This window comes from Acinetobacter sp. 1207_04, from assembly GCF_052850415.1.
This window is the reverse complement of the sequence record NZ_VXCQ01000006.1, coordinates 40195-57963: the sequence shown is the minus strand read 5'-3', so window position 1 is coordinate 57963 and position 17769 is coordinate 40195. Positions and strand designations below refer to the sequence as shown.

General features: G+C 38.1%; 15 protein-coding genes. 13 read left to right on the top strand and 2 right to left on the bottom strand.

The features are described from left to right. Positions 1 to 217: 217 nt before the first annotated feature. From FW754_RS06905 to FW754_RS06870, 8 genes are all read left to right on the top strand, one after another. Positions 218 to 2389, top strand: a complete 2172-nt coding sequence (locus tag FW754_RS06905; protein ID WP_446324196.1) for a TonB-dependent receptor domain-containing protein — start codon at positions 218 to 220, stop codon at positions 2387 to 2389. 219 nt (positions 2390 to 2608) lie between these two features. Continuing rightward, entirely contained in the window at positions 2609 to 4855 is a 2247-nt protein-coding gene (locus FW754_RS06900; RefSeq protein ID WP_446324195.1) for a TonB-dependent receptor, read from the top strand. Between the two features lie 116 nt (positions 4856 to 4971). After that, positions 4972 to 5655: a Fe2+-dependent dioxygenase gene (locus FW754_RS06895; RefSeq protein WP_409510268.1), complete on the top strand. Its 684-nt coding sequence runs from the start codon at positions 4972 to 4974 to the stop codon at positions 5653 to 5655. A gap of 500 nt (positions 5656 to 6155) precedes the next feature. Next, entirely contained in the window at positions 6156 to 7850 is a 1695-nt protein-coding gene (gene leuA, locus FW754_RS06890) for a 2-isopropylmalate synthase (protein ID WP_419346112.1), read from the top strand. A 124-nt stretch (positions 7851 to 7974) separates the two neighbouring features. Next, the gene (metX, locus tag FW754_RS06885; RefSeq protein WP_409510266.1) at positions 7975 to 9135 is read left to right on the top strand and encodes a homoserine O-succinyltransferase MetX; all 1161 of its coding nucleotides are present in this window, start codon (positions 7975 to 7977) and stop codon (positions 9133 to 9135) included. Then, positions 9135 to 9728: a methionine biosynthesis protein MetW gene (gene metW / locus FW754_RS06880; RefSeq protein WP_409510265.1), complete on the top strand. Its 594-nt coding sequence runs from the start codon at positions 9135 to 9137 to the stop codon at positions 9726 to 9728. Before metX ends, metW begins: the two co-directional genes overlap by 1 nt. Further along, positions 9725 to 10315 carry a tetratricopeptide repeat protein gene (locus tag FW754_RS06875; protein WP_409510264.1) on the top strand — a complete coding sequence of 197 codons (591 nt, stop codon included), beginning with the start codon at positions 9725 to 9727 and terminating at the stop codon, positions 10313 to 10315. The genes metW and FW754_RS06875 overlap by 4 nt, the downstream gene beginning before the upstream one ends. Positions 10316 to 10580: 265 nt before the next feature. Then, positions 10581 to 11750, top strand: a complete 1170-nt coding sequence (locus FW754_RS06870) for a zinc-binding dehydrogenase (RefSeq protein WP_419346113.1) — start codon at positions 10581 to 10583, stop codon at positions 11748 to 11750. Positions 11751 to 11818: 68 nt separating this feature from the next. On the opposite strand, the gene FW754_RS06865 is transcribed toward FW754_RS06870, so the two are convergent. Further along, positions 11819 to 12055 (bottom strand): hypothetical protein, encoded by a 237-nt coding sequence (locus FW754_RS06865; RefSeq protein WP_409510263.1) that lies wholly within the window; start codon positions 12053 to 12055, stop codon positions 11819 to 11821. Positions 12056 to 12307: 252 nt separating this feature from the next. Between FW754_RS06865 and rdgB the strand changes: the two genes are divergently transcribed. Further along, on the top strand, positions 12308 to 12931 hold the full coding sequence (gene rdgB / locus FW754_RS06860) for an RdgB/HAM1 family non-canonical purine NTP pyrophosphatase (protein WP_409510262.1): 624 nt from the start codon (positions 12308 to 12310) through the stop codon (positions 12929 to 12931). A 109-nt stretch (positions 12932 to 13040) separates the two neighbouring features. On the opposite strand, the gene FW754_RS06855 is transcribed toward rdgB, so the two are convergent. After that, on the bottom strand, positions 13041 to 13916 hold the full coding sequence (locus FW754_RS06855; RefSeq protein WP_446324194.1) for a permease: 876 nt from the start codon (positions 13914 to 13916) through the stop codon (positions 13041 to 13043). A 164-nt stretch (positions 13917 to 14080) separates the two neighbouring features. Between FW754_RS06855 and FW754_RS06850 the strand changes: the two genes are divergently transcribed. The 4 genes from FW754_RS06850 to FW754_RS06835 all read left to right on the top strand — a co-directional run bounded on the left by FW754_RS06850 (position 14081) and on the right by FW754_RS06835 (position 17694). Further along, entirely contained in the window at positions 14081 to 14308 is a 228-nt protein-coding gene (locus FW754_RS06850; RefSeq protein ID WP_409510260.1) for a Sec-independent protein translocase subunit TatA, read from the top strand. A 33-nt stretch (positions 14309 to 14341) separates the two neighbouring features. Then, a complete protein-coding gene (gene tatB, locus FW754_RS06845) occupies positions 14342 to 14824 on the top strand; it encodes a Sec-independent protein translocase protein TatB (RefSeq protein ID WP_409510259.1) in 483 nt (160 codons plus the stop codon). Further along, positions 14821 to 15582, top strand: a complete 762-nt coding sequence (gene tatC / locus FW754_RS06840) for a twin-arginine translocase subunit TatC (RefSeq protein WP_419346116.1) — start codon at positions 14821 to 14823, stop codon at positions 15580 to 15582. The genes tatB and tatC overlap by 4 nt, the downstream gene beginning before the upstream one ends. 108 nt (positions 15583 to 15690) lie before the next feature. Beyond that, positions 15691 to 17694 (top strand): PhoX family protein, encoded by a 2004-nt coding sequence (locus tag FW754_RS06835; protein ID WP_446324193.1) that lies wholly within the window; start codon positions 15691 to 15693, stop codon positions 17692 to 17694. Positions 17695 to 17769: the final 75 nt, after the last annotated feature.

The following is a 17769-nucleotide window of genomic DNA, read 5'->3' as shown; positions in this document are numbered from 1 at the left end:
TTATATGACAACAATGAACGATATACAAAGCGAAAGATTTAAAGCACTCAAACTTCATCATTTACTTATCTATCAATATCTAATGACTTCGTCATCTTTTTTATAACAATATAACATTTCAATTGAAAATGATAAAAATTCTCATTAGTATTAGTCTACAATTTTATGTTGTTATTTTTCAAAATTTTATTTATCTCGTCCATTACGGAATTCTTTTATGAGTAAGTTCAACCTTCGTCCGCTTTCCATTGCCTTGCTTGGAATAACCACAACATCTGCATTTGCAGAGACCACATCTCAACCTGATTCTTTACGTAAATTAGACACGATTGTTGTTTCCGCTTCGGGGTTTGAACAAGATATTAAAAATGCGCCAGCCAGTATTAGTATTGTGACGAAGGATGACATTGAAAAGAAAAATGCAACCAGCATTTCAGACCTACTCTCAGATATTCCAGGTATTGATATCCGTGACGGTATTGGGAAAACTTCTGGTTTAAATATCAAAATGCGTGGCTTAGATAATAAATACAGCCTAATTTTGATTGATGGTCGTCGTCAAACGACCTCTGATGATGTTACACCTAATGGTTTTGGTGAATCATCAAACGGCTTTTTACCTCCTTTAGCGGCGATTGAACGAATTGAAGTGATTCGTGGTCCAATGGCGACTCGTTATGGATCAGAAGCGATGGGTGGTGTTATCAACATCATTACTAAAAAAGTGACCGATGAGTGGACAGGTAATGTCACACTCAGTGGTAATGACATGGAAAGCAAAGAAGAAGCTGACTCATGGAAAACCAGCTTTGTGCTCAATGGCCCACTTATCAATAATATTTTAGGTCTACAACTTCGTGGTAGCTTCTTAGATCGCCAAAAATCAGAACGTATTCCAGGTACATCAGGTCGTGATCCTCGTCCATCTGAAGCAGATATCTATGATCTAGGTGGAAAGTTAAGCTTTAAACTCAATGACCAAAATAGCTTTTGGGTTGATGCTTTTCAATCAAGCCAAACTTATAGTAACGATGGTGACCGTCTAGGAACTCAAGATACGCCAAGCCGTGCTCGTGGTTATAAAGATGAGTTAGAGTTTAACCGTGAACAATACTCTTTAGGACATGATGGTGATTACAGTTTTGGTAAATGGTCCACTTATGTGAGTCAAACTGAAACCGAAACCAAAGGCCGAACCATTCCAACTGGTACATTTGCACAAAATGCTTATGCAGGTTCTGATCGTAATTTGAAAAATACCGATCTAGTTGCTGATACACATATTATTGCCCCAATTGCGAACCATATATTAACGGTGGGTGCTGAATATAAAAAAGCTAAAGTTGCAGATGATTTAGCAGGTATTGGTGCAGAATTTGATAAAGATTCCTACTCTTTTTATGCAGAAGATGAATGGCGTTTACGTGAAAATTTAGCATTCACTTTTGGTGGACGTTATGAAGATCACTCTGGTTTCGGCGGTCAATTCAGTCCACGAGGCTATTTGGTTTGGAATGCGTCTGATGCTTGGACATTCAAAGGTGGTGTCAGCACAGGTTATAAAGCGCCTTCACCAAAAGCATTACATGACGGTGTAATTGGTGTCAGTGGTCAGGGTGCAAACTTCCAAATTGGCTCACCAGACTTAAAGCCTGAAGAGTCATTGAACTATGAATTGGGCTTTAACTACAACAACGGCAATTTAGACCTCACCACTACAGCCTTCTTCAATAAAATTGACAACCTGATTACAGATGGTCCAGAACTTTTAAACTGTTCATTTACTACAAACCCGAATAGACCTGGTTGTGTAAGCTATGGTTCCCACATCACCCAAGATACATTCTCACAAAGCATCAATGCAGATGAAGCAGAAACCAAAGGTATTGAGCTGAGCTTAAAGTATCAAATTATTCCTGAATGGGATATTAAAGCTGCATACACTTATATGGAATCTGAATTTACAAAGGGTGAAAATAAAGGTTCATATTTAAGTAATGTACCTAAAAATGCCTTTAACATGACATCGACATGGCACATCAACCCTGCTATGGATGTTTGGTTGCAACACGAATATAAGTCAGAACGTAAACGCTACAATACTGAGCAAACCTCAGGTGATGCTGCATTAATTTATAAAGCAACAGGCAATAAACTGAACGGGTATAACTTATTTAATTTAGGTGCAAATTACTCACTTTCTGATAATGTCCGTATTACAGGTGCTGTAAATAACTTGTTAGATAAAGACTTTACCAAAAATGGTAGCTATACAGATGCAAATGGTGATCCTGCATCTTATTATGATTATATGGTCATTGGTTCAGGTATGTCTGGAACTTATTTACCAGGTCGAAACTACTGGTTATCAATATCTTATGACTTTTAAAATAAATTAAAGCCAATTAAATAAAAACCCTACTTTGTTAGGGTTTTTATTTAATTACAAATAATCATTAACTTAAAACATTATGTTACATTATTTCATTAATTTTTCCTTTTTCTTACTATTTGAGAATCGACAATTCCAATTCTAAAAAGATGCAATATAAAATAAGAATCATTATTATTCGCATACAAATTTGCACTACTCTTTGTGAGTTACTCAATGTCATTTATCAAATCGCGTAAAAAAATTATCACCACTGCAATCGCATCATCACTTTCAGTGATGGCGTCAACAGCAATGGCTCAGGAAGATAGCCAAAAAAAACTGCCAACAATTGAAGTTCAAGCAGCAGCACAGGACAGCTTTAAAGTAGAAAAATCTGCAAATTCAAAATTTGTAGCACCTTTACTCGACACACCAAAATCTGTATCAGTAATTTCTAAACAGCTTTTAGAAGATACACAAGTCACTACACTTAGTGATGCACTTCGTACTGTACCAGGTATTACTTTAGGTGCTGGTGAAGGTGGCAACCCAAATGGCGACCGTCCATTTATTCGTGGTTATAACTCTGAAAGTTCAATGTATGTCGATGGCGTACGCAATGCAACTTCTCAAAACCGTGAAATGTTTGCTATTGAACAAGTTGAAGTTACCAAAGGTTCTGCCTCTGCCCTTGGCGGTGCTGGAACATCAGGCGGTAGTATCAACATGATTTCTAAAGTTGCTAAAAAAGGTGACTCTTTAGAAGGTTCTGTAGGTTCAGGTACAGACAATTATCAACGTATTACTTTAGATGGCAATAAAGATTTTGGTAATGGTATTGCTGCTCGTGTAGCTGTAATGGGTCATCACAATGAAAAAGCGGGTCAATCTGACGGTGCTGAGTACAAACGTGCTGGTATTGCACCAAGCATTACATTTGGTCTAGATACACCAACACGTGCAACTTTAGGTTATTACTATTTAAAATCTGACGATACACCAGATTCAGGTGTACCTTATTGGGATGCTTCAGCTAAAACAGCAACAGGTAAACCTTTAGATGCTAAACAAGGTATTTACTATGGTTGGTTAGACCGTGATTTCCAAAAACAAGAAAACCAAAGTGGTACGATTAAACTTGAACATGATATTACAGATTCTTTAACAATTACGAACACAGCTGTTTATAACAATTCTAAAAATGATTATGTTTGGACTCAACCAGACGATTCTAAAAAGAATCTTGTAACAGACCAAGTATGGCGTCGTGTAAATTCTCGTATTAGTGATACAGATACATTTACAGATCAATTGGCGTTGACTGGTAAGTTTAATACAGGTGCATTCAAACATAGTTTTAACACTGGTGCAGAATACAGTAAAACTGACTCTGATAAAGGAAGCTACAATGTTACCAACTCAAAAGGTCAAACTGGAGGTGGTGTAGGGGCATCTGGTGGTTGTAAAGGTCAAACTGCTATAAGCAGTGAATATTGGTGTACTTCAGCTTTCAATCCAAATTCAAAAGATCCTTGGTTAGGAAGTATTTCGGCATTAAAAGCAACGACGACGACAACGTCTGAAAACACATCTGTATACATTTTAGATAACATCGAAATAACACCTAAATGGTTATTGGACTTAGGCGTTCGTTGGGACAAGTTTGAAACTGAAATGGAAACCAATGCGACTGGCGTAAAAGTTTCAAATGATCAAGACTTTTTTAACTACCAAGCTGGTATCACATTTAAACCAGTAGAAAATGGTTCTATTTATGCGAGCTATGCAACATCTGCAAACCCTGTTGGGGTTGACTTAGGTGATGGCTCTGAAGCAATCAGTGCAACACTTAACAATTTAGATCCTGAAGAAGTTAAAACTTATGAAATTGGGACTAAATGGGATCTACTTGAGAAAAAGTTAAACCTAACAGCTGCAATTTTCCGTACAGAAAAAGAAAATACTCGTGCAACTGATAGCTCTGGCAACACACAAAATATTGGTGAAACAAAAGTTGATGGCTTTGAACTTGGCATTAACGGGAATATTACTGAAAAATGGGCAGTATCAGCTGGCTATACATATTTAGACAGTGAAATTGTTGATGCTGGATTTGTAAATACTGGCTCAGCGACAGCACCAAATTACCAACCAAGCCCGAATAATGGTAATCAAGTACAAAACGTGGCAAAAAACTCTGCAACACTTTGGACAACCTACCAAGTACTCCCACAGTTAACTGTTGGTGCTGGCGTATTGGGCATGGATAAAGTCTATGGCGATGCGGCAAATACCAAATATGCACCTGGTTATGCACGTTACGATGCAATGGCTCGTTATAACGTAAACAAAAATGTTGATTTACAGTTAAATGTAAACAACCTTTCTGACAAACGCTATTTCACTAAAGCTTATGCATCACACTATGCAACAGAGGCTGAAGGTCGCAGTGCAGTACTTTCTGTAAACTTTAAGTACTAAGTTTAAATAAACCCATAATTATTTTATGCCTTTAAAATACATTATAGGTTTTAATGTAAAATAGCCTCTGTCTACAGGGGCTATTTTTATTCCGCTCATTATTCAGCGAGGTTGTCATGATTCACCATATTCCAACGGTACTCAGCAAAGAACAAGTTCAATACTTCCGAACAGAAATGGACAAAATCGAATGGGTCAATGGGAAAGTCACAGCGGGAACACTCTCTGCGACAGTTAAACAGAATCAACAACTTTCTGAAGATCACCCACTGACGCATCATTTAAGTAACATTATTTTAGAATCTTTGGGTGAACATCCTTTATTTCTGTCTGCTGCAATTCCGCTTGATATTATTCCTCCCCTATTCAATCGTTATGAAAATAACGAAAGTTTTGGTTTTCATGTTGACAACTCAATTCGTCGAATTCGGGGAACAAAAGAACGCCTAAGAACTGATTTATCTTGTACTGTTTTTCTTAGTGAACCGGATGAATACGAAGGCGGAGAGTTGGTAATTGAAGATACTTATGGCTATCACGAAGTCAAATTACCTGCAGGCGATATGATTCTCTACCCTTCTACCAGCTTACATGAAGTCACCGCAATTACTTCTGGTTGTCGCGTTGCTTCATTTTTTTGGGTACAAAGTATGATTCGAGATGATGCCGAACGCCATATGCTTTTTGACTTAGATCAAACTATTCAAAAATTACGTATGCAGTTAGGTGATACCCATCAAGAAGTGATTAAGTTAACGAGCATGTATCATAATTTAATGCGGAAGTGGGCTGAGCTTTAAATCTAAAACATCAAAATAGAGAAAGATAAAACGTCCCATTTTGATCATTGATTGTGAAATTTTAAAACGAATATACTAGCGTAAAATAGATGAAGCTCTTTTCATCTATTTACTGCTGTTCAAATCTAAAAATCATATCTAAATAAATCGGTAATAAACTGATTTTTTCGAAAATCAAATACACAAAACTTATAAATATGAATTATTTTTCTTAAAATTATAAATTATTCAGAATATTTTCCCGAAATTTAAAAACATCCATGCAATTAAGGAAATTATTTTCGAGAAAACTATCCTAGAATAAAAAATAACAGATACCCACTTACAAGACTGTTGAACGAACGATTGTGCGGTCATCAGACTGAAAATATTATGCCACTTTAGGCGATATGTTCAGAAAAAGTACTTGTAAATCGATAGAATAGACACAATCTATATTTGTAGTGCGTTGCCTTTATTATCCCAAAAGCGAGCAACCAAAACTGCACAAGGAGTTCCTCATGATGTTGGCTGATCCAAGTAAAAAATACCGTCGCATGTATCAACGTGTGGACTTGCCTGACCGTCAATGGCCAAACAATGAAATTAATAAAGCGCCAATTTGGATGAGTACCGACCTTCGTGATGGTAACCAAGCGATTTTTGAGCCAATGAACATCGAACAAAAATTTAAAATGTTCCAAATGTTGGTAAAAATTGGTTTTAAACATATTGAAATTGGTTTTCCTTCTGCATCACAAGTGGACTTCGACTTCACGCGTAAATTAATTGAAGAAAATCATATTCCTGAAGACGTATATATTGAAGTTTTAGTTCAAGCACGTGATCACTTGATTGCACGTACTTTTGAATCTTTACAAGGTGCAAAACGTGCCATTGTGCATATCTACAACTCAAACTCTCCAACTTTCCGTAAGAAAGTATTGAATGTTGATGCTAATGGCGCGAAACAATTAGCAATCAATGCAGCAACTAAAGTCAAAGAGTATGCAGCGAAGCAGCCCGAAACAGATTTTATTTTCCAATATAGCCCTGAATGTTTTTCTGCAACAGAACTAGAAGTGGCTAAAGATGTTTGTGATGCTGTGACTGAAATTTGGGAAGCATCAGCGGACAATAAAGTGATTTTGAACTTACCTGCTACCGTTGAAGTTTCAGGTCCTCATGTATATGCAGACCAAATTGAGTGGATGCACCGTAATTTACAACGCCGTGATGGTGTGATCATTTCTGTACATTGCCATAATGACCGTGGTTGCGGTATCGCAGCGTCTGAATTAGCAATCATGGCCGGTGCTGACCGTGTAGAAGGTTGTGTGTTTGGAAATGGCGAACGTACTGGTAATGTAGACGTTGCGGCTATTGCCTTGAACATGTATACCCAAGGCGTTGCTCCTGAATTAGACTTCTCAAACATTAACGAAATCATTGCCACTGTTGAAGAATGCACAGGTTTGCCTGTACACCCTCGTCATCCGTATGCGGGTGACTTGGTCTTTACCGCATTCTCAGGTTCGCACCAAGATGCGATTAAGAAAGGTTTTGAGTTCCAAAAAAATGAAGAAATTTGGGATATGCCTTACTTACCAATCGACCCACGTGATTTAGGCCGTGATTATGATGCAGTCATTCGTGTCAACTCACAATCAGGTAAAGGTGGTATCGCTTATTTGTTAGAAGCGAACTACAACGTAGTATTACCACGTCGCTTACAAGTTGAATTCTCTCAAGTGGTTCAGCAAGTTGCAGATGATGAAGGTGTCGAAGTCACTGCAAAACAAATATGGGACTTGTTCACAAATACTTATGTTGCAGCCAAAGATGCACATTATTCAACGAAAAACTATAAATTGTCAGATGAAAATGGCAGTCAGGTCATTGAACTTGATGTAGTTGTGAATGGTGAAATTCAACATTTACGTGGTGAAGGTAATGGTCCAATCTCTGCTATTTTAAATGCTCTTCAATTGCCAATTGATGTGGTGAACTATGAAGAACGAAGTATCAGTTCAGGTGCAAATGCAAAAGCCTTGGCATTGATTGAGCTTCAAGTTCAAGGTGCAGGTAAATCTGCATTTGGCGCGGGTGTACATGACAATATTGTCACCTCATCTATTGATGCGATTATTGCTGCAACCAATCGTTTAATTGATCAAGGATTACTTAAAAAAGATCAAGTGGCTGCTGCGGTATAAGCAGGATCTATATAAGTAATATCAGTTAAATGACTTTAGAAAGGATGCCCCAAGTGGTATCCTTTCTTTGCATTTAGGGCAAATAAGTCCATGACCTCCAATACATTTAAGGCGAATTATCTCCGTGTCTTTTCCAGCAGATTCTGTGGGTATTGTTACCCCGCAAAAATTCCAATTTGAAGCGCCGTTGGCACTCGAATGTGGCAGAGTTCTGCCACGTTTTGAAATTATGGTAGAAACCTATGGCGAGCTCAATGCGGATAAATCCAATGCAATTTTGATCTGTCATGCTCTTTCAGGGCATCACCATGCCGCAGGTTATCATCATGAAGATGATAAAAAACCAGGTTGGTGGGATGCTTGTATTGGACCAGGAAAAGCCATTGATACATCTGAGTTTTTTGTCGTAGCACTAAATAATATTGGTGGATGTAGCGGCTCTACAGGGCCAACTTCTCCAAATCCTGAAAATGACAATCGACCTTATGGTCCCGATTTTCCACTCGTCACCGTGCGTGATTGGGTCAAAACTCAAGCCATGCTATCAGACCGTTTAGGTATTGATGTTTGGTATTCAGTGATTGGCGGTTCATTGGGGGGCATGCAAGCATTACAATGGTCTGTGGATTATCCTGACCGCTTAAAAAACTGTGTGATTATTGCTTCTGCACCAAAACTTTCTGCACAAAATATTGCCTTTAACGAGGTCGCTCGTCAGTCAATTTTGTCTGATCCTGATTTTCACAACGGACGTTATTTAGAACAAGATAGTTACCCGAAACGTGGATTAATTTTGGCACGTATGGTTGGTCACATTACCTACTTATCTGAAGAAGCCATGAAACAAAAATTTGGTCGTGATTTAAAATCAGGCAAATTTATGTATGGTTTTGATGTGGAATTCCAAGTCGAAAGCTATTTGCGTTATCAAGGTGAGCAGTTCAGCCGTAACTTTGATGCCAATACTTATTTAATTATGACCAAAGCCTTGGATTATTTCGATCCAGCCCGTGAATATGAACTGTCATTAACAAAAGCCATGTCGAATACAAAATGTCGTTTTTTGGTGGTGTCATTCACAACCGATTGGCGCTTTACTCCACAACGTTCACAAGAAATTGTTGATGCACTCATTACTAGTCATAAACCTGTGAGTTATTTAGATGTAGATGCAGAACAAGGACATGATTCCTTCTTATTCCCCATCCCACTCTATGTCAAAACACTTCGTGCCTTCTTGGGTGGACAGAAACACTTAGAAGCAACACCTCAGGAGACAGTGTAATGCGTATTGATCAACAACTCTCCGAAAAATGGATTAAACCCGGCTCAAGTGTGCTCGATTTAGGTTGTGGTGATGGCGAATTACTGTCACAAATGAGCAAAAAACATCAAATTCAGGCATACGGACTCGAAATTGATCAGGAAAAGATTGCAATTGCGGTCAGTCGAGGGTTAAATATTATCCAACAAGATCTAAATTTAGGTTTAGGTCGTTTTGCTGACCAATCGTTTGATTACGTGGTTATGGCACAGGCTTTGCAAGCTGTAGATGCACCTGATGTGCTTTTGCGTGACATGGTGCGAGTGGGGAAACAAGCCATTATTACCTTTCCGAACTTTGCGTATTGGAAGACTCGTTCTTTCCTTGCCTTGAAAGGGAAAATGCCTGTTTCTGAAGCATTACCGTATATGTGGTACAATACACCAAATATCCACTTATGCACCTTCCGTGACTTTGAAGCACTCTGTGCAGAAAATCATATAAATATTATTAACCGACTCGCTGTAAATGGGAACCAACAAGGGAGTTTACTCAGTAAACATCTCCCGAATTTGTTTGGCGAAGTCGCAATCTATCGAGTGAGCGCTCTATGAAGAAGCTTTTAGTAGGCAGTACATTATTTTTTGGGCTGCTTAGTTTTCAAGCCCATGCGGACTATATTCCGCCACAAAAATCAACATCAGCAATGGCAGCACAATATTCTCATATGAATGTGGTTGACCTACAAAAAGCCGCAAAAGCTGGGCAACCTGCTGCGCAGTTTTTTTTAGCTGTTCGTCATCAAACAGGCAATGGCGTTGCCAAAGACAGTAAGCAAGCTTTTAGCTTGTTTAAGTCTGCCGCTGATCAAGGTATTACGGCAGCACAGCTAAATGTGGGTCGTATGTATATTGATGGTGATGGTGTTTCTAAAAATGAAGCGCAAGGTCGTCAATATCTTGAAAAAGCAGCAAGTCATGGTGATAACCGTGCAAGCTTCAACCTTGCGATGATGGAAGAGCAAAAGAAAAATTACATGGGTGCATACCAATGGTATGAGCTTTCAACACGTGATGGCATGCTTGATAATAAAGTCATTAACATGTCTGAAACCAAGAAAACTGCTTTGGCAGCAAACTTGACACCTGAACAAATGCGTACTGCACGTGATCGTGCAGATAAATGGATTCAGGCACAATAAGCTGAACCTTTACAGGGCATTCACACTTCTATCCAGTCCTAAAAAAGCACCGAAAGGTGCTTTTTTATTGCCTTATTAAAATAAACTTTTGATTAAAATCATCATTCGAGACGGATTTTAAGTCATGCCATTAAAATTATTTTTCTACATTGAACACAACAACACTTTTATCTTTTAAAAGACTATTTACTCTACTTGGGTCATATTTTTATTTAAAAATAACTGCCATTCTAAAAATACTGACATAAAAATAAAGGATAAGGATATGAAAGCTGTTGTATGTCATAACGCGGAATTGAGCATTGAAAACATCACAGAGCTTGTTCCCTTAAAAGGGCAAGTTTTACTGGATGTAATTCGCTGTGGAGTGTGTGGTAGTGATTTACATATGCAACACAACTGCGACCATATGCATAATTTAGCGACTCAAGTGGGATTCCAAGGCATCGCTAAAAATACTGATAAATTTGTTATGGGTCATGAGTTCTGCGGAAAAATTGTTGATTATGGTCCAAAAACTCGCCGAAAATTTAAAATTGATTCGCTCGTCTGCGCCATGCCACTTTTACATATTGATCATTTAGGGTATCAGTCTACAGGGCTTTCACCCAATGCATCAGGGGGGTATGCAGAACAAGTTTTAGTTCAATCTAGCCTAATGTTTGAAGTCCCCAATGGCTTAGATGCTGACAACGCCACTATGACTGAACCTATGGCTGTCGCACTACATGCTGTTCGACGCAGTCGTATAAAAACCAATGAACCTGCCATTGTGATTGGCTGCGGTCCTGTTGGCTTAGGTATTATCCTCATGCTCAAAGCTGCGGGGGTAAAAAAAATTATTGCGAGTGATTTCTCTGAAAATCGAAGAAGATTAGCTCAACAATGTGGTGCAGATATTCTGATTAATCCTGCAAATAATTCACCATTTGAAAATTGGAAAGAACTTGGATTATTGGGAAATGCAGCTGAAGCACTCAATTATGGTTTAGGTATTTTTAATAAAATTCAAGCGACAGGTGTACCTTGGTGGCATGCATGGCGTGTCGCGGATAAACTCGGCGCTTTACCGAAACGACCTGTTATTTTTGAATGTGTCGGTGTTCCAGGTATCTTGCAACATATTATTGATGGTGCACCATTATTTTCAAAAATTGTTGTCGTTGGCGTCTGCATGCAAAGCGATCGTATTGAGCCTGCTCTTGCAATCAATAAAGAAATCGAAATGCAGTTTGTCTTGGGTTATACCCCATTAGAATTCCGAGATTCATTACATATGATTGCAGAAGGTAAAATTGATTGTTCGCCACTCATTACAGGCATTGTTGGCTTAGAGGGCGTTACACATGCATTTTCTGCACTTCGTGATCCCGAGCTACATGCCAAAATTTTAGTTGATCCCAAAAAAACTGGATATGAAATCTCTGTCGTTTAGATCATAGAGCTTAAAAAAATAAAGCACCTTCAGGTGCTTTATTTAATTGATAAGGATAATGTAGTTATTTAACTCTTAGTTATATTTTCGATAATAATCTGAAAATTTTGATTATCCGCATAATTCTGATTTCGTTCTTCTAACTTTTGGATCAAACAATAACGTTCTTCATCGCTTAGAATCATTTCAACAATTGCACCCGTTTTTAAACAAATTTCTTCTTCCGAAGCACATTCATCACATGCGAGTTCAATTAACAGACATTCTGCGATCCCTACCACATAAGACTGTGCCATGCTGAGCATAATTTATCCATAAATTTCTTAGGCTTAAATTTGATTTTAACAACCTGAAATTGCTTGTGTAATCTATTTTTAGATCAATAACAAAAAAAGTTGCACTAACAAAACCAGTTAAATAAATATAAATAATTTGTGAAAAAAACCACACTTTCCAATAATTTGAATTTTCTTAAACTAGAAAATAAAACTGAGTCATAGACCCTTCGAGCACAAATGCACTAAGATAAAGTACTTTTTAAAAATTCGAGTTTGATCATGGCAGCACAAAACTGGTTATCCCAAGGAACATTAGTACTTGCAAGCAATAACAAAGGTAAAATTGCTGAATTTGAAAAGATGTTTACTGAGTTGGATTTACCTGTTGAAGTGATTCCTCAAGGAAAACTCAATATTGAAGATGCAATTGAAGATGGTTTGAGCTTTATTGAAAATGCGATTATTAAAGCGCGTCATGCAAGCCGAATTTCAGGTAAACCTGCTATTGCAGATGACTCTGGTATTTGCGTACCCATTTTAGGTGGAGCACCTGGTATTTACTCTGCACGTTATGCAGGTGAACACGGCGATGATTCAGCAAATAATATAAAACTACTTGAGAACTTAAAACCACTACGTAAAGATGGTGACGTTATTGAGGGTATGTTTGTCTGCGTCCTCGCACTTGTACAACATGCAGATGATCCACTTCCTCAAATTTTCCAAGGGATTTGGCAAGGTGAAGTATTAGAAGAGGCTCGTGGTGAAAATGGTTTTGGTTATGACCCACTCTTTTGGTTACCTGAACTGGGCATTTCAAGTGCAGAGATGAGTAAAGACGAAAAAAATAAAATTAGCCATCGTGGTCAAGCCATGCAGTTGTTTAAGGCAAGTTTGAAATAAACTTATTCGTAAATTCCCTCTCCTTATAGGAGAGGGTCAGGGTAAAGTCCTATATAGCCCTCAATCCCATCCAAAGGGAAAGAGGCTCTTCTTTTAACGCTATAAAAATTTATAATAGATGTACCACTACCCCATACATCACACATATCACACAACTCACGATTGTTCCTGAAGCAATATATTTTGCAGATATACCTGTCCCTTGATAATGTGTTTCCAAAGCGACAATATTGGCAGCTGGAGGTAAACAAAATAGTAAAAACATCACCCCGATATAGCTTTCAATATGCGAAATAGGCAAGAAAAAATATGCCAAAGTACAAAGCACTAAACCACATAACATTTTCAATACAGCCAATTTTGCACTGATCAGTATATCCCCTAAATAGACTTTCGTTTTACGTAACCACATACCTAGTACGCACATCCCTGTAAAACTCATACACCATTTAGCAAGTGTATAAATCCATTCAACAACAATTTGATTTTGAAACTGTTGCACATCAAAACAACGAATAAAACCTGCGAGAATCAATGCAATGATAGGTGGCGAACTCAACATTTTTTTGAATAGCGATACTTTGGATTGTGTTGCTGAACTGACAGATGTTACTGCCCATGAATTGCCAAAAATGGACACACCGATATACAGTGGAATCATTACCATACTGTGCTCTGCACCAAAAATTGCGATTGCAATCGGAAAACCGAGCCACGCCATATTGGTATAACTAAAACACAAAGCAGCTAAGCGGTCTTTGGATAATTGTAGATAGAGAAAAAACAGAATAAAGCAGGAAAAAAAAGAAAAAAGAATAAGCTCAATGCTTCCCGATTTATAAAAAACCATATTGTAAATAATCACAATTGGAATAAATAACCGAGCCAAGAGCATCGACATGCTCGACTTTAAGTCGTTGACTTGCATGACAGACGCAAGAAATAAACCACAAATAAAAGCCAAAATTGGAAATAACAGTGCCACGTTACACTTCCACAATATCATCTTATTTATGCTAACACGCCCCGACTATTTCACCATGATCTTTTCATTTAAACCATTTCACTGTCGCCAAATTGCAATATAAATGTCACAGCGATGTCATATCGAACTGTTCAGATAGGAGCAAATAAATAGGAGATAGAAAAATGGCTGGACTCTCAATTTGGCATGTAGTGATTTTTGCAATTGTTGTGATTTTATTGTTTGGTACATCTAAGCTTAAAAATCTCGGCAAAGATGTGGGTGGTGCAGTAAAAGATTTTAAAAAATCGATTAAAGAAGATGAAGCGAATACAACTGCACTGACTGAACCTCGCACACTTGAACATCAAGCAACAACATCACCTGAAGCCAACACACAGATCAAACACTAAGTTTAAAATCTGCCAACACGGAGTATTGAAGCCATGCTGGATGTCGGTTTTTCAGAGTTACTCGTATTTGCAATTATTGCCTTGCTTGTTTTAGGGCCTGAAAAATTGCCTGATGCAGCACGATTTGTCGCAAAATGGTATGGGAAATTCAAACGCTTTATTGGCAATCTTCAAACAGAAATTGATCAAGAATTACGCCTTTCCGAATTCCGTGAAGAAATGCAGAATGAAATCAATCGTATTACTGAGCTTGAGCGTCGTCTAGAACAACAATTGAATGCTTTGAAACAGCCATCTGATTCCACAACAGTGATCACACCATCAACAGAAAGTACATCAGAAAGCCGATTAGAAACGATACCTTACCAACAAATACCAACATTGACGTATAGATGGGTCAATGCACATTCTCTGCATATTCCTTTTAAATCTAACGCTCACACAACACGTACAGCATTGATTCCAAATATTGAACCATTGCAATCCCCTATTTCTCCATTAAAGATTGCCGTATGAATCAACTCCCATCGACAAGTCTAAAAAATGAATCGCTTGATCAAATGCCATTCATGCAACATTTAATCGTATTGCGTCAGTATTTATTTAAAATTGTCGGCATTACACTCGCTTTGTTTTTTTGCTTATTACCCTTTCGTAATACCACATACCAATGGTTATCTGAACCATTGACTCGACAACTTCCTATTACATCATCCATGATTGCAACTGATGTAACTGCTACATTTATGGCGCCCTTTAAGCTCAATTTGTTCGTTGCATTGGTGCTTGCCATGCCTTTTATCATCTATCAGATTTGGTCATTTATACGACCTGCGCTCTATGAAAAAGAGAAAACATTAGCCGTTCCATTATTATTCGGCAGTATTATATTGTTTTATTTGGGTATCGCATTTGCCTATTTCATCACTCTGCCAGCAATCCTGCATTTTTTTATTAGTGTTTCACCTGAATCTGTTGCACCAATGACAGACATCAACAGTTATCTCAATTTTTGTTTAAAGCTCTTTCTTGTTTTTGGACTAACTTTTGAAATTCCAATTATTACCTTAGTGCTGATTTTAATCGGTTTAGTTAGTACTGAAAGCTTAGTCAAAAAAAGACGCTTCATTATTGTAGGATGTTTTTTTGTTGCGATGTTTGCAACACCACCCGATGCCATTTCAATGATTATGCTCGCAATCCCGATGTGGTTACTGTTCGAAGTCGGGTTACTCCTCGGAAAAATGCTAGAAAAAAAGCCCACTGAAATTTAGTGGGTTTTTTTGTCTTTAAACTGACGTAAAACTGTAAAAAATATGTCACTTACACTCCATACAATCATGAAAACGCAAAAAGTACATAAACCATAAAATGGATGAATCATGACAAATACTTCTCACCAACCTAGCCGACGCGATGTTTTAAAATGGTTTGCAGGTATTCCTTTTTTACCACTCGGGGCAATGGCAACAGCAACAACGCTTGCAGGTTGTAACGATAGTAAAGACAGTGCAGTTGTCACACCGCCTATCAATGCTGCAAAACTAAAATCAGCCAAATTTACCGCAATGCCCGCACCGTCTTTAAGTAATGCAGCAGCAATGGCAACTACAACTGTTGCATCTACCCTTGCTGTCACTTGGGATGACAATACAAAAACTGAATACACACTAGGTTATAAGGCATTTTTCAATACTGGTGTTGAAGTTGATCATTTAGCTGGCGGTAAAATTATTGCCGGTAGTTATTATGATATTCATAATCAACCAATTATTGATAAATCTGTTGCTGGTAAGGAACGCCAATTTTTCTCAGACTGTCCCGATGGTTCTTCACTCATTCACCTCGCTGGGGCTACAGTGACAGGTGTAACTAACCCTGTTTTTCACGTTGTTCAATTTGAATACACGTCTAAAGACCTTGCTGGTGGAGACATGTACGGTAAACTGCCTTCACCTATTGCAGTGCTTACACTCAATCAAGATCAAAAAACAGGTCATCTTGAGCTTAAAAAATATGCCAATGTAGATATGTCCAAAGTTCATGGCTTATGGATTACTTGTGGCGCAAGTTTATCGCCATGGAATACGCATTTGTCGAGTGAAGAATACGAGCCTGATGCATTTGACCAAATTGGCACTTCACTCAGCATGCTTAAAGCTTATAGTCAAAATTTATACGGCAATGAAAACAGCGCAAATGTCTATAACTATGGTCATTTACCTGAAATCATACTTGACGGTAAAGGCTCTGCAACAGCAAAAAAACATTTCTGTTTAGGTCGAATTTCACATGAATTGATTCAAGTCATGCCAGATAACCGTACTGCAATTATGGGCGATGACTACACCAATGGTGGCTTCTTCATGTTCATTGCAGATAAAGAAAAAGACCTTTCCGCTGGCACACTGTATGTGGCGAAATACACATCTGAACTGAATGAGACATCAACGGCTGCCATTCAATGGATTAAATTGGGTCATACTGATAGTCAAACTATTGAAAATTTAGTCAATGTTCGTGGTATTAAAGCTGAAAATATCATGGAAAGTTTGGCTGAAGCACCTCAAGATCTAACAGGCTATACACAAATTGTACTTAGCAAGAAAAAATTATGGGTCAAACTCAAAGAAGCCAACAATGGTTTCACTAAAGAAGAGATTGAACTCGCTGCTGCGTTCCTTGAAACACATCGTTATGCTGCGCTCAAAGGCGGTAGTATGGCATTTACCAAAATGGAAGGTACAACCGTCAATATCAAAGATAAAGTTGCCTACTCTGCTTTGGCAAACATTCAAGACTCAATGATTGAGAATACTTCGAGTTGGGTTGCAACGCACAATGTGAAATTTAAAAAAGCAATTAAAGCAGGTGGCGTCCTTGCACATGATCTTAAAGGCAGTATCGTTGATCATACCAATGCGCTGATGAACAGTGAATGGGTGCCATACCAAAGCCACATGTTGATCATGGGTGAAGATATTTCTGCAGATGCTTTGGGCAATACAGCCAATCCTGACAAAATCGCAAGCCCTGATAATCTAAAATTCTCCGAAACATTCCGCACGCTGTTTATTGGTGAAGATAGCGGAAATCATGTCAATAACTTCTTATGGGCATACAATGTTGAGGACAAATCATTAACCCGTATTTTATCTACGCCAGCAGGTGCAGAAGCTACAGGTTTACATGCTGTCGATTCGATCAATGGTTGGACATACATTATGAGTAACTTCCAACACGCGGGAGATTGGGGCAGTATTCATAATGTGGTGAAAAATCAGCTAACACCTTTAATTAATCAGAACTATAACAATGGCTTTGCAGCTTCGGTTGGTTATATCACCGCTGATCCTATAACTCCATCGGTTGTGAAAAAAGCGTAATACTGGCTTTATGTTCAATAAAATGATGATCTAGATTCATAAAAAATGCCGATTTCATATCGGCATTTTTTACGT

Bases quoted from the DNA above. Each gene is read 5' to 3' on its own strand.
- FW754_RS06905 (WP_446324196.1), top strand. From the start codon at position 218: ATGAGTAAGTTCAACCTTCGTCCGCTTTCCATTGCCTTGCTTGGAATA.
- FW754_RS06900 (WP_446324195.1), top strand. From the start codon at position 2,609: ATGTCATTTATCAAATCGCGTAAAAAAATTATCACCACTGCAATCGCA.
- FW754_RS06895 (WP_409510268.1), top strand. From the start codon at position 4,972: ATGATTCACCATATTCCAACGGTACTCAGCAAAGAACAAGTTCAATAC.
- leuA (WP_419346112.1), top strand. From the start codon at position 6,156: ATGATGTTGGCTGATCCAAGTAAAAAATACCGTCGCATGTATCAACGT.
- metW (WP_409510265.1), top strand. From the start codon at position 9,135: ATGCGTATTGATCAACAACTCTCCGAAAAATGGATTAAACCCGGCTCA.
- FW754_RS06875 (WP_409510264.1), top strand. From the start codon at position 9,725: ATGAAGAAGCTTTTAGTAGGCAGTACATTATTTTTTGGGCTGCTTAGT.
- FW754_RS06870 (WP_419346113.1), top strand. From the start codon at position 10,581: ATGAAAGCTGTTGTATGTCATAACGCGGAATTGAGCATTGAAAACATC.
- FW754_RS06865 (WP_409510263.1), bottom strand. From the start codon at position 12,055: ATGCTCAGCATGGCACAGTCTTATGTGGTAGGGATCGCAGAATGTCTG.
- rdgB (WP_409510262.1), top strand. From the start codon at position 12,308: ATGGCAGCACAAAACTGGTTATCCCAAGGAACATTAGTACTTGCAAGC.
- FW754_RS06850 (WP_409510260.1), top strand. From the start codon at position 14,081: ATGGCTGGACTCTCAATTTGGCATGTAGTGATTTTTGCAATTGTTGTG.
- tatB (WP_409510259.1), top strand. From the start codon at position 14,342: ATGCTGGATGTCGGTTTTTCAGAGTTACTCGTATTTGCAATTATTGCC.
- tatC (WP_419346116.1), top strand. From the start codon at position 14,821: ATGAATCAACTCCCATCGACAAGTCTAAAAAATGAATCGCTTGATCAA.
- FW754_RS06835 (WP_446324193.1), top strand. From the start codon at position 15,691: ATGACAAATACTTCTCACCAACCTAGCCGACGCGATGTTTTAAAATGG.